Raw genomic sequence first — 23,210 nt, forward strand, 5'->3', positions numbered from 1 at the left:
TCACAATTTTTCGTGATAGACAACAGGGAAAGGTGATTATTATGGAAGAAAAAACTCTCACTAAAACAATAAAAGTAGAAGAAGAGCAGCTTGCGGTGTCTATGGGCAGCGGCGGACTTGCCGTACTTGCTACTCCCGCAGTGGTTGCTCTTATGGAAAATGCGGCTTTTGAACTGTGCGAAGAAATTTTAAATAATGACGAACTTACAACAGTAGGTACAGCAATTTCTATAGAACACACAAGTCCTACTCCTCTCGGCGCAGAGATTTCCGCTACAGCCGTATTAAAAGAAAATGACGGCAGATTCTTTAATTTTGAAGTAAGCGCAAGTGACGCAAAAGGAATTATTGCAAAGGGAACTCACACAAGAGTGAGCGTAAAGGCTGAAAAATTCCAGAAAAAGGCGGATGAAAAGTTTAATGGTTAAGCACGATTACATACTTTTTGACCTTGACGGCACTATCAGTAAAAGTGCCGACGGTATAAAATATTCTCTCGAAAATGCAATAAAACAAATGGGAAAACCCGTGCCCGATCTTAGCGATTACACATTGTATATAGGTCCGCCGTTAATTGATACATTTTTGAATATCTGCCACTTTTCTCAAGAGGAAAGTCTGCGTGGCGTAGAGGTTTACAGAGATATTTATAATACAGAAGGTAAATTTGTAAACAAAGCTTATGACGGAATTGAAGAACTGCTTAAGAAAATCAAAGCTGACGGAAAGAAGATTGCGGTTTGTTCGTCTAAATATGAATTATTTGCCAAAGAGATTATTGAAATTCTCGGACTTTCACAGTATTTTGATGCAGTGTGCGGTTCTACGCTTGACGGCAGCCGAAAAGATAAAAAAGATTTGATTCCGTATGCACTTAATTCTCTCGGTACAAGTCTTGAAAAAGACAGGGAAAACGCTGTGATTATCGGCGATACCTATTTTGATACCAAAGGCGCTGTTCAGACGGGGATTGATTTTGTCGGCGCAAGCTACGGCTACGGCGATATTGAACAGATGAAGAAAGAGGGCGGAAAGGTTTTTGCCGACACTCCTCTTGAAATTTATAATCTTATTTAATGCAATTTGCGCACACAGCTTTCATATACATATAAAGTATATGGAGGTTTTGAAATGTTTGTTTTACGATTTAAAAAGAAACGATTTATTGTAGCATTAATTGTTGTTTTGGCAGTGATTACCGTATTTATAATTCTTATAAACGCAGATTTCACACATGTGGAAGATTATGCGGAATTTAATTCTGAAAACTATTCGCTAAAGGCTGACAGCAGTGATGACAGAATAAAATTTTTTCAACAGTTGGGAATAAATGCGGTTGACGAATCGGTTGACGAGGTAATTATTCCGCAGGATTTTAACAGCGTATATGAAAAGTATAACGAAATTCAGAAAAAATCCGTATTTGATTTGAGCAATTATGCGGGTAAACCCGCAAAACGCTATACATACAGTATTGATGACGGAAAAAAGGCTGTTATACTCGTTTATAAAAACCGAATTATCGGCGGTCACATAACAAGCGGCGTATACGGAGAAGATTATCTGCCTTTGTTTTAGGCAGAAAGGAAGGTAAAATGGACAGACTTGATAAAATTTTGGTTTCTCAAAATGTCGGCAGTCGCAAAGAAGTACAAAAACTTATAAAAGACGGTGCAGTATGCGTAAACGGAGAATGTATCAAACAGCCGCAACACAAAGTAGATGCTGTGGCTGATGACATTACCGTCGGCGGACAACCTCTTTTGTACAGCAAATATGTTTATATAATGATGAACAAACCTGCCGGAGTTCTATCCGCAAGCAACGATAAAAGAGCGGAAACCGTAATAGACCTTTTGCCTGAGGAGTTTCAGCGCCCCGGCTTATTCCCGGCAGGCAGATTGGACAAGGATACCGAGGGACTTCTTATTATTACAAATGACGGGGAATTTGCGCACAATATGCTTTCGCCGAAAAAACATGTCGAGAAAAAGTACATAGCACAGCTTGACGGTGAAATTACCGAAGAAATGATAAGTGATTTTGAAAACGGTATTGTATTTGCCGACGGAACACGCTGTATGCCGGCAAAACTTGAAATTTCCGGCGAAAATCCGGATAAAACGACCGCAATTGTAACGATTTGCGAGGGTAAATTCCACCAGGTAAAGAAAATGTTTGCGGTATGTGGAAAAAATGTTGTGCACCTTAAACGAATATCAATCGGCGATTTGTATTTGGATAGCAATTTGCATATAGGAGAGACTAAAATGTTATCGGAATTAGACAAAATGTCAATCTTTATGGGCAATATGCACTAAAATCAGGTAGTATTTTTTAACTAGTCGCTGAATTAAATAAAATAATGACTAAAATTTTAGTCAAAATCAGTATAGTAAAAAAACAGCAAAAGTGATATATTATTAACTGTAATAAAGCAAAACAGTATTTTCTTTGATATAGATTTTCGGATTTTTGCTTCATCGGATTATTGGAGGTTTATAAAAATGGCAAATGTATCTTTAAGACACATCTATAAAATCTATGACGGTGGCGTTACAGCCGTAACAGATTTTAACCTTGAAATTGCAGACAAGGAATTTATTATTCTCGTTGGACCGTCAGGTTGCGGTAAGTCAACTACACTTCGTATGATCGCAGGTCTTGAGGATATCTCAAAGGGTGAACTTTACATCGGCGATATGCTCGCTAACGATGTTGCACCTAAGGACAGAGATATTGCAATGGTATTCCAGAACTATGCTCTTTATCCGCATATGACTGTATATGATAATATGGCTTTCGGTCTTAAGCTCCGTAAAACTCCTAAGGACGAGATTAAGAGAAGAGTAGAAGAGGCAGCTCGTATCCTCGGTATTGAGCAGTATCTCGACAGAAAGCCAAAGGCTCTTTCAGGTGGTCAGAGACAGCGTGTTGCTCTTGGCCGTGCTATCGTTCGTGACCCTAAGGTATTCTTACTTGACGAGCCGCTTTCTAACCTTGACGCTAAGCTCCGTGCTCAGATGAGAACAGAGATTTCTAAGCTTTACCAGAGACTCGGTACAACATTCATCTATGTAACTCATGACCAGACAGAGGCTATGACAATGGGTACAAGAATTGTTGTTATGAAGGACGGCTTCATTCAGCAGGTTGATACTCCACAGCATCTCTATGACAAGCCATGCAATATGTTCGTAGCAGGCTTTATCGGTTCACCGCAGATGAACTTTATCGACGCTACACTTAAGAAGGTTGGTTCAGAGTATGCACTTTGCTTTGACAAGTATCAGATTATCGTTCCTTTAGAGAAAACTAAGGGCGGCGTGCTTGATCCATATGTAGGAAAGGAAGTTGTATTCGGTATTCGTCCTGAGCATGTTCACGATGAGCCTGAGTTCCTCGCTAAGTGCGCAAGCGACAACGGCGTTGTTGATTGTAATGTTGATGTTACAGAGCTTATGGGTGCTGAGATTTACCTTTATGTAAATATCGGCGGTATCCCTGTAACTGCAAGAGTTGAGCCTACTTCAACCGCTAAGCCGGGTGACAGCATTAAGGCTGCATTTGAGCTTGATAAGATCCACATCTTTGATAAAGAAACTGAGCGTACAATCATTAACTGATTTTAATATGTACTTATTTAAGGCGGAGCGCATTGTGCTCCGCCTTAGTTTGCTTTTAGAGTTCTTGTTCTTTATCAAAATTGAGATAAATTATGGTTTAGCGGAGTGTCGGTCGGGCATTGAAAATTAGCTAACGCTAAATTATCAGCAAAAGAACAAAAAAGTTTACTCAATTTTTTCAAAAATTGCGGGTTTGGGCAGCGCCCATAAAATCTTCCGATACAACAATTTATCAGGCGCAAACAGCCACGCTGTTTGCGTGCTAAAACTAAGTTTGTTAAAACAGGCGACAGCCTTTAGAAAAGAAATAATTAACTTTTTTCATTATATAACGAATGTCTTTTATTGTTGCTTTCGCATTTAAAGGCTAAAGCCGTTGCGTTCAAGCCGCCAAACAGCTTGCTGTTTGGCTATCGTTAGATTGCGTAAGCGGAAAGTATTTGTGGGCTTTGCCCACACCCACGACCTTTGAAAAGGTCGACCAAACTTTTATAATTACTTGCCGAAACAATTTGCCAAACCATAATTTCCACGACTTCTGATGAAAAACGGTTTTTTTATGGCAAATTACTAAAAAGCAAAGGTTAAATTTGTTTAATATTGTTATCAATTTTGTAACCTTTTGCCAATTATGCAAAATCTATAAAAAAAATAAAGAAATTTGAAAATAGAGGTTGATTTTTTTCTCGTTTTTGTGTAATATGTATATAAGAGATATATTGTATTTTAAATATATTAATTCATTAGGCTCTTATTATAAGAATTTTTGCTACAAAGGCTTGTTTTGCAAAAATTACAGGTGTTATGCATTTTGTATATGTTTGCAGCTAAGGTCAAAGCAAAATACAGCCTGAATAATATGCTTACAATTATATGAATATTTGCTTAGAAAAAGAGGTAAATAAAATGTCAAACAGATTATTCCAGGGTATTGTTCACCAGATGAAAGATGCAATTGACAGAACAATAGGCGTTATTGACGAAACTTCTGTTGTTATAGCTTGTTCAGAGCTTGGCAAAATCGGTGAAGTAAACGAAAGCGTAAATTCAGAAACCTTAAGTTCAACAGCTCCTTTTGTAATCAACGGCTATACATATAAGTCATTTGGCAGCAACGCTAAGTATGATTACGCTGTATTTGTACAGGGTACAGATGAGTATGCTCAGAAGTACGCACAGCTACTTTCTGTTTCTTTTGCAAGCATTAAGCAGTATTATGACGAGAAATATGACCGTTCAAACTTTATTAAGAATGTAATTCTCGACAACATTCTTCCGGGCGATATCTATCTTAAGGCAAGAGAACTTCACTTTAACAGCGAAGTTTCAAGAGTTTGTCTTCTTATCAAAATCGTTTCAAAAACAGATGTTTCTGCATACGATATTATTCAGAATCTTTTCCCGGACAAGTCAAAGGACTTTGTTATCAATATTAATGAGTACGAAATTGCACTCGTAAAAGAGATTAAGGCGGATACAGAGAGCCGTGACCTTGAAAAGCTTGCAAGCTCTATTTCAGACACACTTTCAAGTGAATTCTACACCCACTGCGTTGTAGGTATAGGTACAACGGTAACAGGTATTAAGGACCTTGCCCGTTCATTTAAAGAAGCACAGAGCGCACTTGAGGTTGCAAAGGTATTTGATACAGAGCGTACAATAGTAAGCTATGATAACCTCGGTATTGCCCGTCTTATCTATCAGCTTCCCACAACTCTTTGTGAAATGTTCTTAAAGGAAGTTTTCAAGCGTGGTTCTATTGAGAGCCTCGATCAGGAAACACTCTTTACTATTCAGCGTTTCTTTGAAAACAACCTCAATGTTTCTGAAACATCAAGAAAGCTTTTTGTTCACAGAAACACTCTTGTTTACAGACTTGAAAAAATTAAAAAACTTACAGGCCTTGATCTTCGTGAGTTTGAGGATGCTATCGTATTTAAGGTAGCTCTTATGGTTAAAAAATACCTTAACGCAAGTCCTGCAAAGTATTGATTGAGTGAATTTAATATGGCTCTGCACTGCCGATTTTTCGGTAGTGCAGGCCATTTTGACTTTTTAGAATTAACTTGTCAAAATATTACAAAATATTGTATTATATAACGCAAAATATACAGAATAAGTGTGTATTTTGTAATAAAGGTGAAATTTATGATAGATTTTAACAATGTATCTAAAACCTATCCGAATGGCACTCATGCGCTTTATGATGTTTCTATACATATAGACAAGGGCGAGTTTGCTTTTATAGTAGGTGCGTCCGGAGCAGGTAAAAGTACGTTTTTAAAACTGATTATGCACGAGGAAAGTCCGTCGTCAGGTGAAATAATCGTGAATAATCTTAATATAACAAAAATGCGTCGCAGAAAAGTTCCGTATCTTCGTCGTCATATGGGTATTGTATTTCAGGACTTCAGACTGATAGATAAGATGAATGTCTTTGACAATGTAGCTTTTGCAATGAGAGCAATCGGAGCGAGCGCATCATCAATTAAAAAACGAGTTCCGTACATTCTTGAGCTTGTCGGACTAAAAAATAAAATGAAAAACAAGCCAAGTGAGCTTTCGGGCGGTGAGCAGCAGCGTGTCAGCCTTGCAAGAGCATTGGTAAATAATCCTGAAATTATCATTGCTGATGAGCCGACAGGTAATGTTGACCCTGAAATGTCACATGATATTATTCAACTTTTGAGTGAAATTAACGATATGGGTACAACTGTACTTGTTGTTACTCACGAACACGAACTTGTAAGACAGTTTAACAAGCGTGTAATTGTAATTGACCACGGCAGAGTAAAGAGCGACACTAAAAATCCCGAAGCTGCACTTGCATATGATGCGCAGTATGAGGATATTGACGAAATTATTGAGGGTATTGCCCTTAACAAAGAAACAAAAGAAAACTTTGTTGACAATGATGTCGTTCCAGACTAAAAAGAAAGGAACATAATATGAGTGGCTTTGGCTATTTAATAAGAGAAGGTTTCAGAAGTATATGGAGCAACCGAATTATGAGTATTGCTTCGATATGCGTTCTTGTAAGCTGTCTTGTGCTTACAGGTGCAGCTGAACTTATTTCGGTAAACATAGAAAAGGAAGTTGACTCTGTGGGAAAAACCAATGAAACAACCGTTTACATCAAGGACGGAGCATCTGACCTTGAGGCGGTTTACATTGGCAAAAACCTTGAGAAACTTGATAATATTACCTCTGTAAGATTTTACCCGAAGGAAGATGCAATCAACGAATTTAAAGATTCACTTCCGGAAGCTGTATTTGAAAATGTAAACGGCGACAACAACCCGTTGCCCGATGCATATATAATTGCAATGGACGATTTGTCAAAGTACGACCAAACTATTGACGCAATTTTAAAGGTTGACGGTGTTGATTCTATCAACAACCGCAGTGAGCTTGCGAGAAAACTTACCGATATAAGCAATCTTGTAAGCTACATAAGTCTTGCGATAGTTGTTGCACTTACGATTATTTCTCTGTTTATCATTGCAAATACAATCAGAACAACAATGTATTCAAGACGATTTGAGATAAGTATTATGAAGTCTGTCGGCGCAACCAATGCTTTTGTTCGACTGCCGTTTGTAGTCGAGGGTATGGTTCTCGGTTTTATTTCAGCCATTATCGGTACAGGCGTACTTTATGTGGTATATGAAGGCGTAATGTCGGCAGTAAATTCATTTGTAAAAATTTCCACTATTCCGTTCTCGGATGTTTATCTGCAGGTTGGCGGTATATTTATTGTTGCAGGTGTGGTTATCGGTGCATTCGGCAGCTTTATTTCAATGCGTAAGTACCTGAAGATGGAAGGAAACGAAATTCTCGGCTGGTAATAACAAAGGAGTATATTTGATGAAAATAACTAAAAGAAAATTCAAAGCTGTGCTTTGTGCTATTCTCAGCGTTTGTGTTCTTACTTTTTCGGTTTATCCTGTATTTGCCGCAGAACAGGAATCAACAGAGGCAGTTACGGAAGAAACACAGGCAACCACAATTGACCCGAACGATATAGACGCACTTGAGAACAGAAGACAGGAACTTCAGGCTCAGAGCGATAAATATCAGCAAATTCTTGAAAAAACAAAAGAAAATATTGCAGATCAGGAAGAATATGTTAATGCGCTTGTAAGCAAGGTGCAGGTTCTCGATGATAAAATCGAACTCAGCCATCAGAGCATTAATGAGCTTAACGGCAAAATTCAGGACAAGCAGACAGCTATTGATAACGCCAATAAGAGCATTGAAAATCAGATGAATACTCTCCGCAACAGACTCAGAAATATTTATATGGCAGGCAATACAACTGACCTTGAAATTATTTTCGGAGCAAAGAGCTTTTCTGATTTTCTTGATAAAATGGAGCTTGTAGAGGCACTCTCTGATTACGATAATAATCTTATCAATTCAATTAAGGGCGACCTTGAGAATATTTCTAAAGAAAAGGCAGAACTTGAAAAGGATATGGATTCACTCGAGGCAGAAGAGGCAAGCCTTGAAAGCGACCAGCAGGAGCTTAACAAAATTCTTGAAGAGAATAAAGAACTTTTGGCAGGACTTTATAAGACAAGCGATAAGGCGACAAGCGAAATCCAGAACGGCGCACTTGAAAGTGATGATATAGAAAAGGCTATTTCTAATTATTACGCTGAAAAGGCAAGACTTGAGGCAGAGCGTGCCGAGCAGGAAAGAAATAATAATTCAAACAGCGGTGGCTCATCAAGCGGCACTGTTCACGATGACCTTGAGGTTTCACCGTCAGGTTTTGTATGGCCGTGCCCGGGCTATTACTATCTTACTTCCGAATGGAACGAGGACAGAGGCTCTTATAACCACGGTGCAATTGATATAGCAGACGCGGGAATTATGGGAGCGGATGTTGTTGCCGCAAAAGAAGGCGTAGTAATTGATTCTTACAATGGTTGTTATCACAACTGGGGTAAAGACGGTTCATGCGGTTGCGGCGGCGGTTACGGCAACTATGTAATGATTGCTCATGACGGCGGTAAGATGACTGTTTACGGTCATCTCTCCACAACTATGGTTTATACGGGTCAGCATGTATATCAGGGACAGGTTATCGGCTTTGTAGGTTCTACAGGTCATTCAACAGGTGCCCACCTTCACTTTGAAACAAGATTGAACGGTGTAAAATATAACCCAATGACAGAATATCAATCATAATTAATAATTAAAATTAATCCCTTTGCATATACTTTATAAAAAGTTATGCGGAGGGATTTTTTATGCTTACGGCACTGACTGTTAAAAAGCACGAACGAAGAAAAGGAATGAAAGGTTTAGTTGACAGACTTAAGCGTGACAGAGCGGTAGTACAGGTGAAAAGAGCAAGAGGTGTGTACCTTAAACAAATTACATACATTTCATACGGAAGAAAACCGAGATTTGAAAAACTCGAAAAAATAATCGGCGACAGTAAAAAGAGAATAATCTGTTCGCCTAAAATAGATTTCCACGATGAGTGTGGCTTTCGCAGATTTGAAAATTCGGATTTCACGGCAAGACTTTGTACCAATCTTGCAATATGCCTGCTTTCTATGTGTGATTTTGCGGAAAAATTAAAAATCGGCATATATGATCCCGACGGCAGGGACAGTGAATTTTTAAAGTATGTGATGAAATATTCCTCTGATGTTACCGTTGTTACAAATTCTCCCGATGTATATTACGATGAAAACGAACTGATAATGGAGAATATGGGAGCTTGCGCAACTGTTACAAAACGAACGGAGGAGCTTGAACTCTGTCAACTCATAATTGCTCCACGCACAATAGAAAATACTTTTTCGTCAAATGACAAAACATTGATATTGACAAACGGCAGACCGAAAGCGGAGGTTTTAGGCGAGATTTACTATAAGTATTACTTTAAAATGCCTAACGGCTTTGACAGAATAAAGCCGCAGGAGATTGAAACGGAGTATTTTTGTTCTGCACTGTATTCACTCGGAAGACAGTACAGTTTAGGCTCGATAGTGCCGACAATGTGCAGTAATTTTTCAACAAGTCAAACTGTAAAATCCTTATATGCGCAGTTTGAAAAAATAAACAAAACCGTTGAATAGAGGAGGCTTGCCTCACTTTTTCCGTATATGTGCTTTGCTGCCAATATTTTGCATTTTGCTTGACATTGGCGTTAAAAAATTTTATAATTAAAAAGTATGTAAGAATTCTACAGATTTCATTTTTCTGATTGAAAGGACGATGTATAATGGCAGCAAAACAAATTATGCTTACAGCAGAAGACGTTAAAAAATACGAGGAAGAACTCGAATTCTTAAAAACCGAAAAACGAAAAGAAATTGCGGAAAAAATCAAGGTTGCCCGTTCATACGGTGACCTTTCGGAGAACAGTGAATATGATGATGCCAAAAACGAGCAGGCTATGCTTGAGGCTCGTATTGCTACTGTTGAGGTTACTCTTAAAAATGCCGTTATCATTGATGAGAGCAACACTTCAAACGAGCATGTTCACCTTACTTCTGTTGTAAAGGTTGAGTATGTTTCAAACGGCAGACAGGTATCTTTCAAAATCTTAGGTTCAGGTTCAAACGGAATTAACCCGAGAGAGGGCGTTATTTCTGATGAATCACCAATCGGTAAAGCTCTTATGGAGAGAAGCGTAGGCGATGTAGTTGAGGTTGAAACTCCTGCCGGCGTTCAGGGACTTAAGATTTTAGAGATTTCAAAGTAAGCAGTGTTGAAAGGAAATATAAATAATGAGTGAGAAGAATCAGTCACAGAATACTGAAAATCTCGGTGAGCTTTTAAAGGTTCGCCGTGAAAAGCTTGCGGCTTTACAGGAGGCAGGCAAGAATCCGTTTGAAATAACAAAGTACGATGTTACACACCACAGTTCAGATGTTAAAGAAAACTTTGAAGAGCTTGAGGGCAAGTCGGTTTCTTTGGCAGGCAGAATTATGTCAAAGCGTGTTATGGGTAAGGCTTCTTTCTGCCATATTCAGGACTTAAAGGGCACAATTCAGGTTTATGTGGCAAGAGATAATATCGGCGAAGACAGCTACAAAGATTTTAAGAAATACGATATAGGCGACATCGTTGGCATCAGCGGCGAAGTATTTAAGACAAAGACGGGCGAGATTTCAATTCACGCAACTTCTGTAACACTTCTTTCTAAGAGCCTCCAGATTCTCCCCGAAAAATACCACGGCCTTACAAATACAGATACCCGTTACAGACAGCGTTATGTTGACCTCATTATGAACGAAGAGGTTAAGGATACATTTGTAAAGCGTTCAAAAATAATCAAAGAAATCCGTAACTTCCTTGATGAAAGAGGATTTATGGAAGTTGAAACCCCTATGCTTGTTGCAAATGCAGGCGGTGCGGCAGCAAGACCGTTTGAAACTCATTACAATGCACTTGACGAAGATGTAAAACTTCGTATTTCTCTTGAACTTTACCTTAAAAGACTTATTGTCGGCGGTCTTGAGAAAGTTTACGAAATCGGACGAGTATTTCGTAATGAGGGTGTAGACACAAGACACAATCCTGAATTTACACTTATGGAACTTTATCAGGCATACACCGATTACTACGGTATGATGGACCTTACAGAGAGTATGTTTAAATATCTAGCAGAAAAGGTATGCGGCAGTTCTGTAATAACATATAACGGCATTGAAATTGATTTCGGTAAGCCTTTTGAGAGAATTACAATGGTTGACTGCATTAAAAAATATGCGGGAATTGACTTTGACGAAGTAAAGACAGACGAAGAGGCTAAGGCTCTTGCAAGAGAGAAGAACATTGAATTTGAAGAGCGCCATACAAAGGGCGATATTGTAAACCTTTTCTTTGAAGAGTTCTGCGAAAAGAATCTTATCCAGCCTACATTTGTTATGGATCATCCGCTTGCTATTTCTCCTCTTACAAAGAAAAAGCCTGATGACCCTGAAAAGGTAGAGAGATTTGAGCTCTTTATCAATACTTGGGAAATGTGTAACGCTTACTCCGAGCTTAACGACCCTATCGACCAGAGAGAAAGATTCGCTAAGCAGGAAGAGGCTTTTGCAAACGGTGACGAAGAGGCAAACCACACAGACGAGGACTTCCTCAATGCGCTTTCTATCGGTATGCCACCGACAGGCGGTATCGGATACGGCATTGACAGACTTGTTATGCTCCTCACAGATTCACCTGCAATCAGAGATGTATTGTTGTTCCCGACAATGAAGACCCTCGGTGGTGTAAAATCCGAAAATGGTGTAAAGGATAAAGAAGTTTCTACACCAAATTCAGAGCCTGAGAAAATTGATTTTTCTAAGGTAAAGATTGAGCCTTTGTTTGAAGAAGATGTTGATTTTGATACATTCTCAAAGTCTGATTTCAGAGCCGTTAAGGTTAAAGAGTGCGTAGCAGTACCGAAATCAAAGAAGTTGTTGCAGTTTACTCTTGATGACGGAACAGGCACAGATAGAACCATTTTAAGCGGTATTCACGCATATTATGAGCCGGAAGAACTTGTCGGTAAGACACTTATTGCAATCACAAATCTTCCTCCGAGAGCAATGATGGGCATTGACTCTTGCGGTATGCTCCTGAGTGCAGTACACGAAGAAGAAGGCGAAGAAAAGCTCCATCTGCTTATGGTAGATGACCATATTCCAGCAGGCGCAAAGCTCTACTAAGAAGTACCGTTTTACCCTACAAAACGGGATGTACTTCATTTGTGAAAAAGCTCTGAAAATACACAAATACACCAAATTTACACCAAATGGTGCTTGAAACGGTGCAGAGTCTTAAAAATCGCATAATTTTCAAGATATATGGGCAATTCCAATCGGAGTTGCCCATTTTTAAAACAAACAGAAATACAAATCGGAATTTTTGAGGAGATAGATATAAAATGACCTTTCAATTAGTTTGTATAGAACCAAAAGAATTAACGCAATACAAGGCGGATATGCAGGAAGCATTTCAGAAAGGTTTTGAAGATGCTTTTGGGAAAACAGATGCTGTTATTCTGCCTGAAAAGGACATTGACCAGTCGCTGAATGCGGAGGGTTCTGCTGCCTATAAAGCCGTTGTCGATGGAGAAATGGTGGGCGGTGCTGTTGTTATTATCAATGAGAGTACACAGCATAACCATCTTGACCTGCTTTTTGTAAAGAACGGAGTTCAGAGCAATGGTATCGGTAAGAAGATATGGTTTGAATTGGAACGAATATATCCGAACACGAAAGTATGGGAAACCTGTACGCCGTACTTTGATAAGCGCAACATTCATTTTTATGTGAATGTCTGCGGCTTTCATATTACAGAATTTTTTAATGAAAAACATCCTATGCCGGATACACCGGACGATTTTGTCGGTGATGGCAATGAGGGAATGTTTGCGTTTAAGAAGCAAATGCGTTTATGAAATTCCAGTTTGCCAACCTGCCCTTTGAGAGAGGAGAAATCCTTTTCTCAAAGGGCTTTTTCTATTTATACAGATATTCGCAAACTACAAGATAAAGCCAAAACTTCATATACTCTAAGCACAAGGAGGTTGAGGTTTGGCTATGAACAACAGTTTAGCAGAAGTACGTCCCGAATTGATTGCCGAATGGTCGGATAGGAATTTACCGCTGACACCGGACAGCGTGACTTTCGGCTCGAATAAGAAAGTATGGTGGAAAGGTGCTTGCGGTCACGAATGGGAAACAAGTATAAAGGCTCGTTCCAGTGGCGAGAAATGCCCCATATGCTCCGGTGCAAGAGTAGTCGCAGGCATTAACGATTTAAGTACATTGAAGCCGGAATTGGCTTCGGAGTGGTCAGAGGAAAATGAAATCAAACCGACAGAGGTATCTATCGGCTCACACAAGAAAGTGATATGGAAATGTAAATTAGGACACGAATGGATAGCCACTGTAAAGAGCAGAACCATCAATAGAACAGGTTGCCCGTACTGCTCCCATAACAAAGTGCTTGCCGGATTTAATGACCTTGCAACCCTGTTCCCGGAAGTTGCAAATGAATGGTCGGACAAGAATGAAAAGAAGCCTACCGAAGTTATGGCGTTTGCAAACAGCAAGGCTTGGTGGAAGTGCAGAACCTGCGGTTATGAATGGAATACGCTTATCTCTACACGTTCAGGCGGCAGTAAATGTCCCTGTTGCAGTGGCTATACATTTATTAAAGGAAAAAATGACCTGAAAAGTACACACCCACAGATAGCCGAGGAATGGTCAGAGAAGAATTTTCCTCTGAAACCGAATGAGGTAAATGCAAAGTCGAGGAAAAATGTATGGTGGCATTGCAGAAAATGTGGAAACGAGTGGAAATCAGTTATCAATGCCCGTGTGAAAGGAACGGTTTGCCCTGTCTGTGCAGAGCGAGAAGTGCTTGCCGGATACAATGACCTTGCAACGACAGATAAGCAGGTTTTAGAGGAATGGGATTATGAATTAAATAAGTTGAAGCCCACAGAAGTTTCAAGAAATTCGGCAAAGAGAGCGTGGTGGAAATGCAGATACGGTCATTCTTGGAGTATGAAGATAAACGAGCGTACTGTTCTCAATAAAGGATGCAGAATATGTGAGCAGGAGTATATGTCGTTGTTCCCGGCTCTTGCAATCAGTTATTATTCTAATTTGAAAGGATTGAAAGTTGAACTTGGCTCTGATAGGTTATTCGGCATTCCACTTGATGTATATATCCCACTGGAGCAGGTTGCTATTCAAGTGAATACGGACTCGGAGAAAATAGACATACTAAAGGAACATCTCTGTAAACAACGTGGAATCAAACTCATTAAGTTGCCGATGAAGCCAAACGAAGCGGAACCCGAATATGCACAGCGTATCAAAGCAGCATTTCAGAGCGTACATATATTTATATCTTCCGATACAGAAGAAGATGTTAAGATAATCAGGAAAATATTTAAGAACTGGAGGAACAGCCAATGAGAGAAAAGAAATATCACATTTATCTAACCGATGATGAGCAAAGCAGAGTGATACAGTCGCTTATCAATCTGAAAAACAACCTCATAGTACAAGGAAGATACACCGACGCAGTAGATGAAGTTCTTATGAAAGTGTTGTCCGCAAGGAAAAAGAAACTGAAAATCAAATAATTTCAAGCATTTATGCCGTCTGTTTTTTAACCGAAACAGGCGGCTTTTTTTGTTGTCAAAAATTTTTTGGAATTTTTTTCGGAAAAGCAGCGATTTTGGGTGTCCAAAATGAAGCCTTTTGTGCAATGAGTGAAGGGGTTAATTCCTGATGATGAAAACGGAAGCCTTTTCACTTGTTCTTTGACAACTGAATACACAGGTCGTTAAGACTTTAATTCTGATGATAGCCACTTTAGTAGGTACGCCGAAACTTCTGAAAATTTCAGAACAGCGAGAACTCCTGCTATGAGTATCGGATTGCAACCGATATGGCGATGACGGTCAGAAAGATAATGATACTTCTCTACGGAGCTGGCGGAGTACCCGGCAGAGGTTAGATTCCTATGATACAGATAAGCAGTCTGTTCCTTAATGACTTCCCGAAAGCGATATGCTTGGCAAGGGATATTGAGAATAAATATTGCCACGACCGTTTAGGAAATGAAACGGTCAAGTACATAGCCGTTTTTATTGGCTATGAATAAATCGAAAGGAGGACGCAAGAGGTGTCAAACTGCAAAACGATTGCCATATGCAATCAAAAAGGCGGAGTCGGAAAGACAACGACAACGGTTAATCTTGGTGTTGGTCTTGCAATGCAGGGTAAGAAAGTCTTGCTCATTGACGCAGACCCACAGGGAGATTTAACCACCTGTCTCGGTTGGAGAGATACGGATAACTTGGGTATCACGCTTGCAACGAAACTTACAGATGTAATTAGTGAAACGATGAATGACCCGACAGACGGTATTCTGCATCACGAGGAAGGCGTTGACCTTTTACCGGCGAACCTTGAACTTTCGGCGATGGAATATAACCTAATGAATGCTATGAGCAGAGAAACCACTTTGAGGAATTATTTAAGTCAGGTCAAAGACAGATACGATTTTGTCTTGATTGACTGTATGCCTTCTCTGAGTATGGTAACACTCAATGCTCTATCTGCGGTAGACAGCGTGATTATTCCGGTGCAGGCACAGTATTTGCCGGCTAAGGGTATGACCCAGCTTGTGCAGACCATTTCAAAAGTCAAGAAGTATATCAATCAGGATATTAAGATAGACGGTATGCTTCTCACTTTGGTGGATAACCGTACAAACCTCGCCAAAAGTACGGTGGAAGCGTTGCGGGAGAATTTCGGAAATCAGATTAAGCTGTATCGCACATCTATTCCGATTGCTGTAAAAGCCGCAGAAACTTCTTCCAAAGGCAAGAGCATTTTTGCTTATGAGCCAAACAGTACGGTGTCTAAGGCATACACCGAATTTACGAAGGAGGTGTTAGCAGATGGCAGGAAGAAAGAGCGACTTCACTCTCACGAGGCTCGATGACCTTTTTACAACGCAGGCACAGAGAGAGGAAGAAAGACTTTCTAAAATCCGAGATATTCCATTAGAGCTGATTGACGATTTTCCAGACCACCCGTTCAAGGTCAGGGACGATGAAGATATGCAACAGCTTGTCGAGAGTATCAAGGAGCGTGGAGTGATTACGCCGGCAACGGTAAGGCAGAAAGAGGACGGAAGATATGAACTCGTATCCGGTCACAGACGAAAACGAGCAAGTGAACTTGCCGGTTTTGAAACGCTAAGATGTGAGGTTGTTGACCTTAATCGAGATGAAGCCACAATTTTAATGGTTGAAAGTAATTTCCAAAGGTCGCAGATACTTCCCTCTGAAAAAGCCTTTGCCTACAAAATGCGATTGGACGCAATGAAAAGACAAGCAGGCAGACCTACGAAAAATAATTTAGTCCCAGTGGGACAAAATTATTCAAGAGAAGAACTTGCGGCACAGAGTGGCGAAAGTCAAACACAAATTCAGCGTTATGTTCGCCTTACAAATCTTGTTCCCGAACTGCTTGAATTTGTTGATGAGGGGCGAATTAAAATGCGACCGGCGGTTGAATTGTCGTATCTTGACGAAGATTGTCAGCGTGATGTAGTTGACGAGATTGATATGAACGACGCAACTCCCTCTCACGACCAGACTATCCGTATGCGAAAGTTTTTCGATGAGGGTAAACTCACAACCGAAGCTATCCAAGCCATTATGTCGGAGGAAAAGCCAAACCAGAAAGAGAAGATTGTGCTAAGGGGCGACAGAGTAAGACAGCTTATCCCGAAAAACATTCCCGTCAGTCAGACGGAGGATTTTGTCTGCAAAGCATTGGAGCATTACAACAAGTATCTCAGGCAACGGGCAGACCGTGACAGCAGATAGCCGATTTTGTTACTCCCCCTTCTCACACTCTACCCCCTAATACCTACTGTTTACTTGCTGAAAAGATATATTCTATCTCACTTGAATATACCTATCTCTCATAACTTATAGCTGTCTAATAAAAGGTTCGCACATTTGAAGTGTAAACAAAATGTCTGATACGATAAAAAGTTTGGATATTCGCACCTTTGCTGTTTTTCGCCCGATTGATTACGATTAAGGCGAAAGGAGTGATAGCTTATGAAAAAGAAGTGGATGGTTTGTATGATTGCCTGCTTGATGATTTTGCTTGCCGGATGTAACGGTAACACAGCCAAAGAAACCGCACGAAATGACACGGATAAAAGGATTTCTTCTACGGCTGGTAATACCGAAACAACGACCGGAACAGAAAAAGCAGATGATACAAGTGATATTCCCGAAACGGAGCAAACGGTATCAAGTGAAGCAGCAACAGAGCTGAGTCCGCAGGAAAAGTCGGATGTTTCTTCTACGGCAGGTAGTAAGACGGAAACTGCAAAAAGCTATGAACCCGTTCAGGTAACGAAAAAGCCTGACAGTACCCAAGAGCAGAAACAGCCACAGCAACAACCACAGTCAAAGCCGGAAACACCGACGGTTAAGGAAGAAGTGAAACCCACGCAGTCAAAACCGAAGGAAGAAGTAAAGCCGAGTTTTGATGTTAATTCCTCTGTCAATTACGCAAAGAGTTATGCTCAAAGTATCGGTTTGAAGTTGGACAGTACCGCTACAGATTGTTGGGATAATCCTATCACTGCCAATGCCAAACGCACAGGCATTAGGGATGACATTCAAAACAGGCTGAACAGATACGAAAATGTGGAAGGATTTACCGCAGTATGGGTATGGGCAGAAAAGGTATCCGATACGGAATATGAAATCTATATCGGCTACTGCTAAAAAACAAAATAAAATACAGTATCGGACGCACTGAGATAATCGGTGCGTTCTTTCATTTTAAGGAGGAAACTTAAATGGTAAAGACGAAAATCAAGAGAGCCGTATCGTTTGTTATGGCGACGGTTCTCAGTCTCAGTGCTTTTATGAGTATTGGGACAAGCACAGCGTTTGCCGCAAGTGGAGAAAAGACCAAAGTGTATATGGTTGATTTCCCTCGTGACGGCGACGCAAATTACGACGGAGTGTGGGGACACAGTAACCTTACTTTGAAGAACGGTTGGCATACCGGCAGTTCCACCCATACCAACTTAAAGGCAATCGGTTCGTATTCCGGTAATATTGCCTATTGTATCGAGCCGGGTGTTTCACTCAGCTCCGGTCAGAGTATGAATAAATACGATGAAAATTATTTTAACAATATCACAGCAAACGGAGTTATCTCCGGTGATGAAATCAGACTCTTTATCGGTCGTATCTTGCAGTACGGCTATCGAGGAACGATTTCAACAAGCTGGAGGTCGCAGAACGAAAGTGCGGCAAACAGTATTGCTCACGCTTATGCAACACAGCTTCTTATTTGGGAAACTGTCGTAGGCGAGCGTGACACAAACTTTAATCACAAAGCAGCCAGTGGTTGCAGTAATGTGAAAGATGTTATCAATGCCAAACATCCGCTTCGCAGTAAGATTATGAGTTACTACAACAGTATGGTCAGCAGTGTGCAGAAGCACACAGTTGTGCCGAGCTTCTGCACTAAATCAAGCGGTTCAGCAAAAGTCAATGAGCTTGAATGGAACGGAAGCAAATATCTTGCAACCCTTACAGACTCAAACGGTGTACTCTCCAATTATGCTTTCAAGGCGAGTATCAGTGGTGTAACATTTTCCACAAGCGGAAACAAACTTACGGTGTCAATGGATAAAGCACCGAGTAAGGAATTTACCATTACCGCAAGTAAGAAAAACGGTGTCCGCAGAGGTGTTGTCGTATGGTCTGAGGGTAAGCACGGTCAAAATTCAAGCGTGCAGGATGTAGTTACTTACGCACAGGAAGTCAGCGACCCTGTAAGCGGATATGTAAAGATGAAAGTCAGCTACGGTTCTTGCCAGATTGTGAAAACATCTGAGGACGGGAAGGTAGACGGTATCAATTTTACTATTTCCGGCAACGGAGTAAATCAGACAGTTACTACAGCAAACGGCGGTAAGTTCCAGATTGACAACCTTATGCCGGGCGTATATACGGTAACAGAGCAATCTATTGACAAATATGTACCGCAGGAAGTTCACAGAGTAACTGTTGTAGCCGGTCAGGTGGCAACCGTAAACTTCAACAATGTTCTCAAGAGAGGAAATCTTCAGGTCATTAAATCATCGGAAGATAATCTTGTGGAGGGTGTGAAATTCCACCTTTACGGTACTTCCCTTGCAGGCATTGCAGTTGATGAATATGCAGTTACCGACAAAAACGGCGTTGCAACATTCAAAGATGTGCTTATCAGCGGAAGTACACCATATACGCTCGAAGAAGTGGACACAGCAATCCGCTATGTCGTTCCCGAAAAACAGACTGCACCGATTCAGTGGAAAGAGGTTACAAATCGAGACTTTACCAATATTCTTAAAAAGTTCAGCGTTACAGTAACAAAGAGCGACCGAGAAGAAGGCACTGCTCAGGGCGACGCTAAACTCTCCGGTGCTGTTTATGGAATTTATAAAGGCGACACACTTGTGGATAAGTATGTAACCGACAGCGAGGGGCAGTTCACAACAAAGGAATATGTCTGCGACAGCGACTGGACAATCAGAGAAATCACACCGAGCGAGGGCTATCTCCTTGATAAGTCAATCCACAAGGTAGGTGCAGAGCCAAAACTCTTTACGATTGAACACAATCTTGTGGCAAATGACGTGACAGAGCAGGTTATGAAAGGCAATATCGCTATCATCAAACATACCGATGATGGGGAAACCAAGATTGAGACACCGGAAAACGGTGCTGAATTTGAAGTTTATCTGAAATCTTCCGGCTCATTTGAAAAAGCCGACAAAGATGAAAGAGATACCATAGTTTGCGATGAAAACGGATTTGCTCAGACAAAGGATATGCCATACGGCGTATATACCGTTCATCAGACTAAAGGCTGGGAAGGTCGTGAGTTTATGAAAGACTTTGATGTTTTCATTTCTCAGGACGGACAGACCTACCGTTATCTTATCAACAACGCAAACTTTGAGTCATATATTAAGGTCGTAAAGGTTGATGCAGAAACAGGCAAGACAATCCCGTATGCAGGTGCAGGTTTCCAAATCTATGACCCTGCCGGTAACAAAGTAAGTATGACATTTACTTATCCTACACCGACAACCATCGACACATTCTATACCGACGCAGACGGTCAGCTTGTTACACCTGAAAAACTGGACTATGGCAAGGGATATTCACTTGTTGAGGTTCAGGCTCCGTATGGATATGTACTCGACAGTACTCCTGTTTCCTTTGATGTAACAGAAGAAAATTCCACACAGGAAGGCGGTATCACATTGATTAAGGTGGACAAGCCGAATATGGCACAGAAAGGTACGATTTCCGTTGAGAAAACCGGCGAAGTGTTCTTTGGTGTCAATGTATCCGGCGAGGAAAATAAAGATGTGATTTATCAGCCGGTATATAAGGTCAAAGGACTTGCAGGGGCGGTTTATGAAATCACAGCCGATGAAGATGTTATTACACCGGACGGTACACTTCGTTATCACAAGGGCGATGTGGTAGATACCGTAACAACCGATGAGGATGGCACTGCTAAGAGCAAGGAACTCTATCTCGGTAAATACACCGTTGTTGAAACCAAAGCACCAACAGGTATGGTCATCAACAAAGAAAAGCATTCGGTAGAACTCACTTATGCTGGACAGGATGTAGCGGTAACAGAAACCGCAACCAGCTTCGTAAACGAGCGACAGAAAGTGAAGATTTCTCTTGAGAAAATCTTAGAGCAGGATGAAACCTTTGGTATCGGAAAGAATGATGAAATCAAAAATATCAGCTTCGGTCTTTACGCAAAAGAAGATATTGTATCTTCAAGCGGAACAGCTATCCCGGCTGACGGTTTGATTGAGATTATCACGCTTGATGAAAACGGAGCAGCGACTGCAAATACAGACCTTCCATTTGGCAGCTACTATGTCAAGGAAATTGCCACAGATGAGCATTATATCCTCTCCGACACACAGTATCCGTTCACATTCGAGTATGCCGGTCAGGATACCGAAACGGTTGAAATCAAGGTAAATGACGGTAAGCCGATTGAGAATAAACTCATTTACGGTTCTGTATCCGGTAAGAAAATTGACGAGAACGGAGAAGCACTGGGCGGTGCTTTAATCGGCATTTTCAAAGCAGATGAAACCGAGTTTACAAAAGAACACTCTATTATGACTGCCACATCTGAAAAGGACGGCAGTTTTTCTTTTGCCAAAGTTCCTTATGGAAAATGGATTGTAAGAGAAATCGAAGCTCCTGAAGGCTTTGTGCTTGATGATACTTCTTACGAAGTAAACATCGGGGAGAATGAGCAGGTAATTGAAGTGGAAATTACCGACGAGTATATTCACGGTAATATTGAACTTATCAAAGTGGACGCTGATTATCCGGATAACAAACTGACAGGTGCAACTTTTGAAGTGTATAAGGATGTTAATGGCGACGGTAAACTGGACGATGGCGATGAACTTATCGGAAATCTTGAAGAAACCGCAACCGGTATCTATGAGATGAAAGAACTTCTTTACGGTAAATATCTTGTAAAGGAAACCAAAGCACCGGAGGGATTTGTGCTTGATAAGGGTGTTTACGCCGTATTCATTGAAAAAGATGAAACTACCTACAAGGTAGAAAACAAAGCGGGAGTTGGATTTATCAACGAAGCAATGAAAGGCAACCTAAAAATCAAAAAGACATCTTCCGACGGTAAGGTGGAAGGCTTCACTTTCAGAGTAACGGGTGTAAACGGTTATGACAGCACATTTACAACCGATAAGAATGGCGAAATCTCCGTAGAGGGACTTCGTATCGGCGAATACACAGTGTCTGAGGTGAGCGACAATGTATCTGCCGGATATATTTTACCTGCCGATAAGAAAGTGACCGTAAAGGTCGGCGAAACGGTAGAAATCGAGATGCATAATAAACTTCGTGATACACCGAAAACCGGCGATGACAGAAAGACCGGTCTTTGGGTAGCAGTTGCAGGTGCTTCTGCACTCGGTATCGTTGCAACGGTTGTTGCTTCCAAGAGAAAGAAGAAAAAGGAGGGCAATGAATAATGGACGCAAAGACAATCGTAGCAGTTGTTTTGGTCGCCTTTATTATCGGCGGCTTTATCTTCTTACAGATTAAAAACAGAAAGAAATAAGAAACAAAATGGTGGGCGGAGCGTAAAAAACTCCGTCCATTTACTTTATGGAGGTGCTTTATGAATAAGCAGAGAACGGTTGATAGCAAGGTGCTTTCAATCCTCAGAGAATGCCCTGAAACAAGGTATGACGATATGCAGCTTATCCTCTGCTATTACAACCGATACAGTTATTTGAAAGTCGGCGACTTATCTCTTGAGGATATAGTCAACAACTACAAGGGTTACGGTTTACCGTGCTTTGAAACTATCCGCAGGTCAAGACAGAGGGTGCAGTCTTTGTTCCCGGAACTTTCCAGACAGTGCAACGGCTGCGATGGCAGTATCCGTGTAGTCATAGAAATCGAATAAGGAGGACGGCAAGATGAGCAAATCGACATTTCAACAGAAAACAAAGTTAATGGCGAAGCTGTTTGATTCCGGCTGTAATACGGAAAAGAAACTACAACAGCTTGATATGGAGAGTATTTTGAAGATTCCGGGTATCACGATACCGGATATGGCACTCATCATCGAACTTCAGAAAGAAACCAAAGCCAACAAGCTGTTCTCATATTTGGGAGGTGGAACGGATGAACAGTCAGGAACATAAGGAAAACAGTATCCGCTTTATTGACAGTGGATATAACGAGAAATTTCGTGTAAATGACGGAGATAAAATTCTGATTCACACAAGAAACGGAACAACACTGGAGCGTGAGTGTAAGTATATCGACGATTATCACACTCAAATCGGTTCGGATGTTTTTCATATCTGTGAATTTGCAGAGCTGTGTGAAAGAAACGGTCATACCGTTGAACCTGCCGGAAAGGAAAAGATTAAACCGGCAAAGAGCAAAGAAAAAGAACGATAAGGAGGTGCAAAAGC

At 40.7% G+C, this 23,210-nt stretch carries 23 protein-coding genes; all 23 read left to right on the top strand.

Going from position 1 to position 23,210, the window contains the following annotated elements:
* Positions 1–41: 41 nt before the first annotated feature.
* Positions 42–428, top strand: coding sequence for a thioesterase family protein (locus H8R91_RS08945; protein ID WP_022234384.1), 387 nt, complete (start codon positions 42–44; stop codon positions 426–428).
* A complete protein-coding gene (locus H8R91_RS08950) occupies positions 421–1,077 on the top strand; it encodes an HAD hydrolase-like protein (RefSeq protein ID WP_022234383.1) in 657 nt (218 codons plus the stop codon). Before H8R91_RS08945 ends, H8R91_RS08950 begins: the two co-directional genes overlap by 8 nt.
* A gap of 54 nt (positions 1,078–1,131) precedes the next feature.
* The gene (locus H8R91_RS08955) at positions 1,132–1,578 is read left to right on the top strand and encodes a DUF4830 domain-containing protein (RefSeq protein WP_186935733.1); all 447 of its coding nucleotides are present in this window, start codon (positions 1,132–1,134) and stop codon (positions 1,576–1,578) included.
* A 17-nt stretch (positions 1,579–1,595) separates the two neighbouring features.
* Positions 1,596–2,321: a pseudouridine synthase gene (locus H8R91_RS08960; RefSeq protein ID WP_186935734.1), complete on the top strand. Its 726-nt coding sequence runs from the start codon at positions 1,596–1,598 to the stop codon at positions 2,319–2,321.
* A gap of 186 nt (positions 2,322–2,507) precedes the next feature.
* Entirely contained in the window at positions 2,508–3,626 is a 1,119-nt protein-coding gene (locus H8R91_RS08965) for an ABC transporter ATP-binding protein (RefSeq protein WP_186935735.1), read from the top strand.
* Between the two features lie 906 nt (positions 3,627–4,532).
* Positions 4,533–5,618, top strand: coding sequence for a PucR family transcriptional regulator (locus H8R91_RS08970; RefSeq protein WP_022234379.1), 1,086 nt, complete (start codon positions 4,533–4,535; stop codon positions 5,616–5,618).
* Positions 5,619–5,774: 156 nt separating this feature from the next.
* Entirely contained in the window at positions 5,775–6,557 is a 783-nt protein-coding gene (gene ftsE, locus H8R91_RS08975) for a cell division ATP-binding protein FtsE (protein WP_022234378.1), read from the top strand.
* Positions 6,558–6,574: 17 nt separating this feature from the next.
* Positions 6,575–7,474, top strand: coding sequence for a permease-like cell division protein FtsX (gene ftsX / locus H8R91_RS08980; RefSeq protein WP_022234377.1), 900 nt, complete (start codon positions 6,575–6,577; stop codon positions 7,472–7,474).
* A 19-nt stretch (positions 7,475–7,493) separates the two neighbouring features.
* Positions 7,494–8,822: a murein hydrolase activator EnvC family protein gene (locus tag H8R91_RS08985; RefSeq protein WP_186935737.1), complete on the top strand. Its 1,329-nt coding sequence runs from the start codon at positions 7,494–7,496 to the stop codon at positions 8,820–8,822.
* 62 nt (positions 8,823–8,884) lie between these two features.
* A complete protein-coding gene (locus H8R91_RS08990; RefSeq protein ID WP_186935738.1) occupies positions 8,885–9,724 on the top strand; it encodes a hypothetical protein in 840 nt (279 codons plus the stop codon).
* Between the two features lie 146 nt (positions 9,725–9,870).
* Positions 9,871–10,353 carry a transcription elongation factor GreA gene (greA, locus tag H8R91_RS08995; RefSeq protein ID WP_186935739.1) on the top strand — a complete coding sequence of 161 codons (483 nt, stop codon included), beginning with the start codon at positions 9,871–9,873 and terminating at the stop codon, positions 10,351–10,353.
* A 25-nt stretch (positions 10,354–10,378) separates the two neighbouring features.
* Positions 10,379–12,310 carry a lysine--tRNA ligase gene (gene lysS / locus H8R91_RS09000; protein ID WP_186935740.1) on the top strand — a complete coding sequence of 644 codons (1,932 nt, stop codon included), beginning with the start codon at positions 10,379–10,381 and terminating at the stop codon, positions 12,308–12,310.
* A 218-nt stretch (positions 12,311–12,528) separates the two neighbouring features.
* The gene (locus H8R91_RS09005) at positions 12,529–13,044 is read left to right on the top strand and encodes a GNAT family N-acetyltransferase (RefSeq protein WP_186935741.1); all 516 of its coding nucleotides are present in this window, start codon (positions 12,529–12,531) and stop codon (positions 13,042–13,044) included.
* Between the two features lie 142 nt (positions 13,045–13,186).
* Complete coding sequence (locus H8R91_RS09010; protein WP_186935958.1) at positions 13,187–14,575, top strand: zinc-ribbon domain-containing protein; 1,389 nt, start codon at positions 13,187–13,189, stop codon at positions 14,573–14,575.
* Complete coding sequence (locus H8R91_RS09015; RefSeq protein ID WP_186935742.1) at positions 14,572–14,745, top strand: hypothetical protein; 174 nt, start codon at positions 14,572–14,574, stop codon at positions 14,743–14,745. The genes H8R91_RS09010 and H8R91_RS09015 overlap by 4 nt, the downstream gene beginning before the upstream one ends.
* Positions 14,746–15,128: 383 nt before the next feature.
* Positions 15,129–15,269, top strand: a complete 141-nt coding sequence (locus H8R91_RS09020) for a hypothetical protein (protein WP_002587790.1) — start codon at positions 15,129–15,131, stop codon at positions 15,267–15,269.
* 21 nt (positions 15,270–15,290) lie between these two features.
* On the top strand, positions 15,291–16,115 hold the full coding sequence (locus H8R91_RS09025) for a ParA family protein (RefSeq protein WP_186935743.1): 825 nt from the start codon (positions 15,291–15,293) through the stop codon (positions 16,113–16,115).
* The gene (locus H8R91_RS09030) at positions 16,072–17,007 is read left to right on the top strand and encodes a ParB/RepB/Spo0J family partition protein (RefSeq protein WP_186935744.1); all 936 of its coding nucleotides are present in this window, start codon (positions 16,072–16,074) and stop codon (positions 17,005–17,007) included. Before H8R91_RS09025 ends, H8R91_RS09030 begins: the two co-directional genes overlap by 44 nt.
* Before the next feature lie 240 nt (positions 17,008–17,247).
* On the top strand, positions 17,248–17,928 hold the full coding sequence (locus H8R91_RS09035) for a hypothetical protein (RefSeq protein ID WP_186935745.1): 681 nt from the start codon (positions 17,248–17,250) through the stop codon (positions 17,926–17,928).
* Positions 17,929–18,002: 74 nt separating this feature from the next.
* The gene (locus tag H8R91_RS09040; RefSeq protein ID WP_186935746.1) at positions 18,003–22,253 is read left to right on the top strand and encodes a SpaA isopeptide-forming pilin-related protein; all 4,251 of its coding nucleotides are present in this window, start codon (positions 18,003–18,005) and stop codon (positions 22,251–22,253) included.
* Positions 22,254–22,402: 149 nt separating this feature from the next.
* Positions 22,403–22,693: a hypothetical protein gene (locus tag H8R91_RS09045; protein WP_186935747.1), complete on the top strand. Its 291-nt coding sequence runs from the start codon at positions 22,403–22,405 to the stop codon at positions 22,691–22,693.
* A gap of 13 nt (positions 22,694–22,706) precedes the next feature.
* Positions 22,707–22,934 (top strand): hypothetical protein, encoded by a 228-nt coding sequence (locus tag H8R91_RS09050; RefSeq protein WP_186935748.1) that lies wholly within the window; start codon positions 22,707–22,709, stop codon positions 22,932–22,934.
* On the top strand, positions 22,915–23,196 hold the full coding sequence (locus H8R91_RS09055; RefSeq protein ID WP_186935749.1) for a hypothetical protein: 282 nt from the start codon (positions 22,915–22,917) through the stop codon (positions 23,194–23,196). The genes H8R91_RS09050 and H8R91_RS09055 overlap by 20 nt, the downstream gene beginning before the upstream one ends.
* Positions 23,197–23,210: the final 14 nt, after the last annotated feature.

Source organism: Ruminococcus intestinalis (assembly GCF_014288065.1).
In the GTDB taxonomy this organism is placed as follows: domain Bacteria; phylum Bacillota; class Clostridia; order Oscillospirales; family Acutalibacteraceae; genus Ruminococcoides; species Ruminococcoides intestinale_A.

Bases quoted from the DNA above. Each gene is read 5' to 3' on its own strand.
- H8R91_RS09005 (WP_186935741.1), top strand. From the start codon at position 12,529: ATGACCTTTCAATTAGTTTGTATAGAACCAAAAGAATTAACGCAATAC.
- H8R91_RS08950 (WP_022234383.1), top strand. From the start codon at position 421: ATGGTTAAGCACGATTACATACTTTTTGACCTTGACGGCACTATCAGT.
- H8R91_RS08945 (WP_022234384.1), top strand. From the start codon at position 42: ATGGAAGAAAAAACTCTCACTAAAACAATAAAAGTAGAAGAAGAGCAG.
- greA (WP_186935739.1), top strand. From the start codon at position 9,871: ATGGCAGCAAAACAAATTATGCTTACAGCAGAAGACGTTAAAAAATAC.
- H8R91_RS08965 (WP_186935735.1), top strand. From the start codon at position 2,508: ATGGCAAATGTATCTTTAAGACACATCTATAAAATCTATGACGGTGGC.
- H8R91_RS09055 (WP_186935749.1), top strand. From the start codon at position 22,915: ATGAACAGTCAGGAACATAAGGAAAACAGTATCCGCTTTATTGACAGT.
- H8R91_RS09010 (WP_186935958.1), top strand. From the start codon at position 13,187: ATGAACAACAGTTTAGCAGAAGTACGTCCCGAATTGATTGCCGAATGG.
- H8R91_RS08985 (WP_186935737.1), top strand. From the start codon at position 7,494: ATGAAAATAACTAAAAGAAAATTCAAAGCTGTGCTTTGTGCTATTCTC.
- ftsE (WP_022234378.1), top strand. From the start codon at position 5,775: ATGATAGATTTTAACAATGTATCTAAAACCTATCCGAATGGCACTCAT.
- H8R91_RS09035 (WP_186935745.1), top strand. From the start codon at position 17,248: ATGAAAAAGAAGTGGATGGTTTGTATGATTGCCTGCTTGATGATTTTG.
- H8R91_RS09050 (WP_186935748.1), top strand. From the start codon at position 22,707: ATGAGCAAATCGACATTTCAACAGAAAACAAAGTTAATGGCGAAGCTG.
- H8R91_RS09045 (WP_186935747.1), top strand. From the start codon at position 22,403: ATGAATAAGCAGAGAACGGTTGATAGCAAGGTGCTTTCAATCCTCAGA.
- H8R91_RS09030 (WP_186935744.1), top strand. From the start codon at position 16,072: ATGGCAGGAAGAAAGAGCGACTTCACTCTCACGAGGCTCGATGACCTT.
- H8R91_RS08960 (WP_186935734.1), top strand. From the start codon at position 1,596: ATGGACAGACTTGATAAAATTTTGGTTTCTCAAAATGTCGGCAGTCGC.
- H8R91_RS08970 (WP_022234379.1), top strand. From the start codon at position 4,533: ATGTCAAACAGATTATTCCAGGGTATTGTTCACCAGATGAAAGATGCA.
- H8R91_RS09020 (WP_002587790.1), top strand. From the start codon at position 15,129: ATGATACAGATAAGCAGTCTGTTCCTTAATGACTTCCCGAAAGCGATA.
- H8R91_RS08990 (WP_186935738.1), top strand. From the start codon at position 8,885: ATGCTTACGGCACTGACTGTTAAAAAGCACGAACGAAGAAAAGGAATG.
- H8R91_RS09015 (WP_186935742.1), top strand. From the start codon at position 14,572: ATGAGAGAAAAGAAATATCACATTTATCTAACCGATGATGAGCAAAGC.
- ftsX (WP_022234377.1), top strand. From the start codon at position 6,575: ATGAGTGGCTTTGGCTATTTAATAAGAGAAGGTTTCAGAAGTATATGG.
- H8R91_RS08955 (WP_186935733.1), top strand. From the start codon at position 1,132: ATGTTTGTTTTACGATTTAAAAAGAAACGATTTATTGTAGCATTAATT.
- H8R91_RS09040 (WP_186935746.1), top strand. From the start codon at position 18,003: ATGGTAAAGACGAAAATCAAGAGAGCCGTATCGTTTGTTATGGCGACG.
- lysS (WP_186935740.1), top strand. From the start codon at position 10,379: ATGAGTGAGAAGAATCAGTCACAGAATACTGAAAATCTCGGTGAGCTT.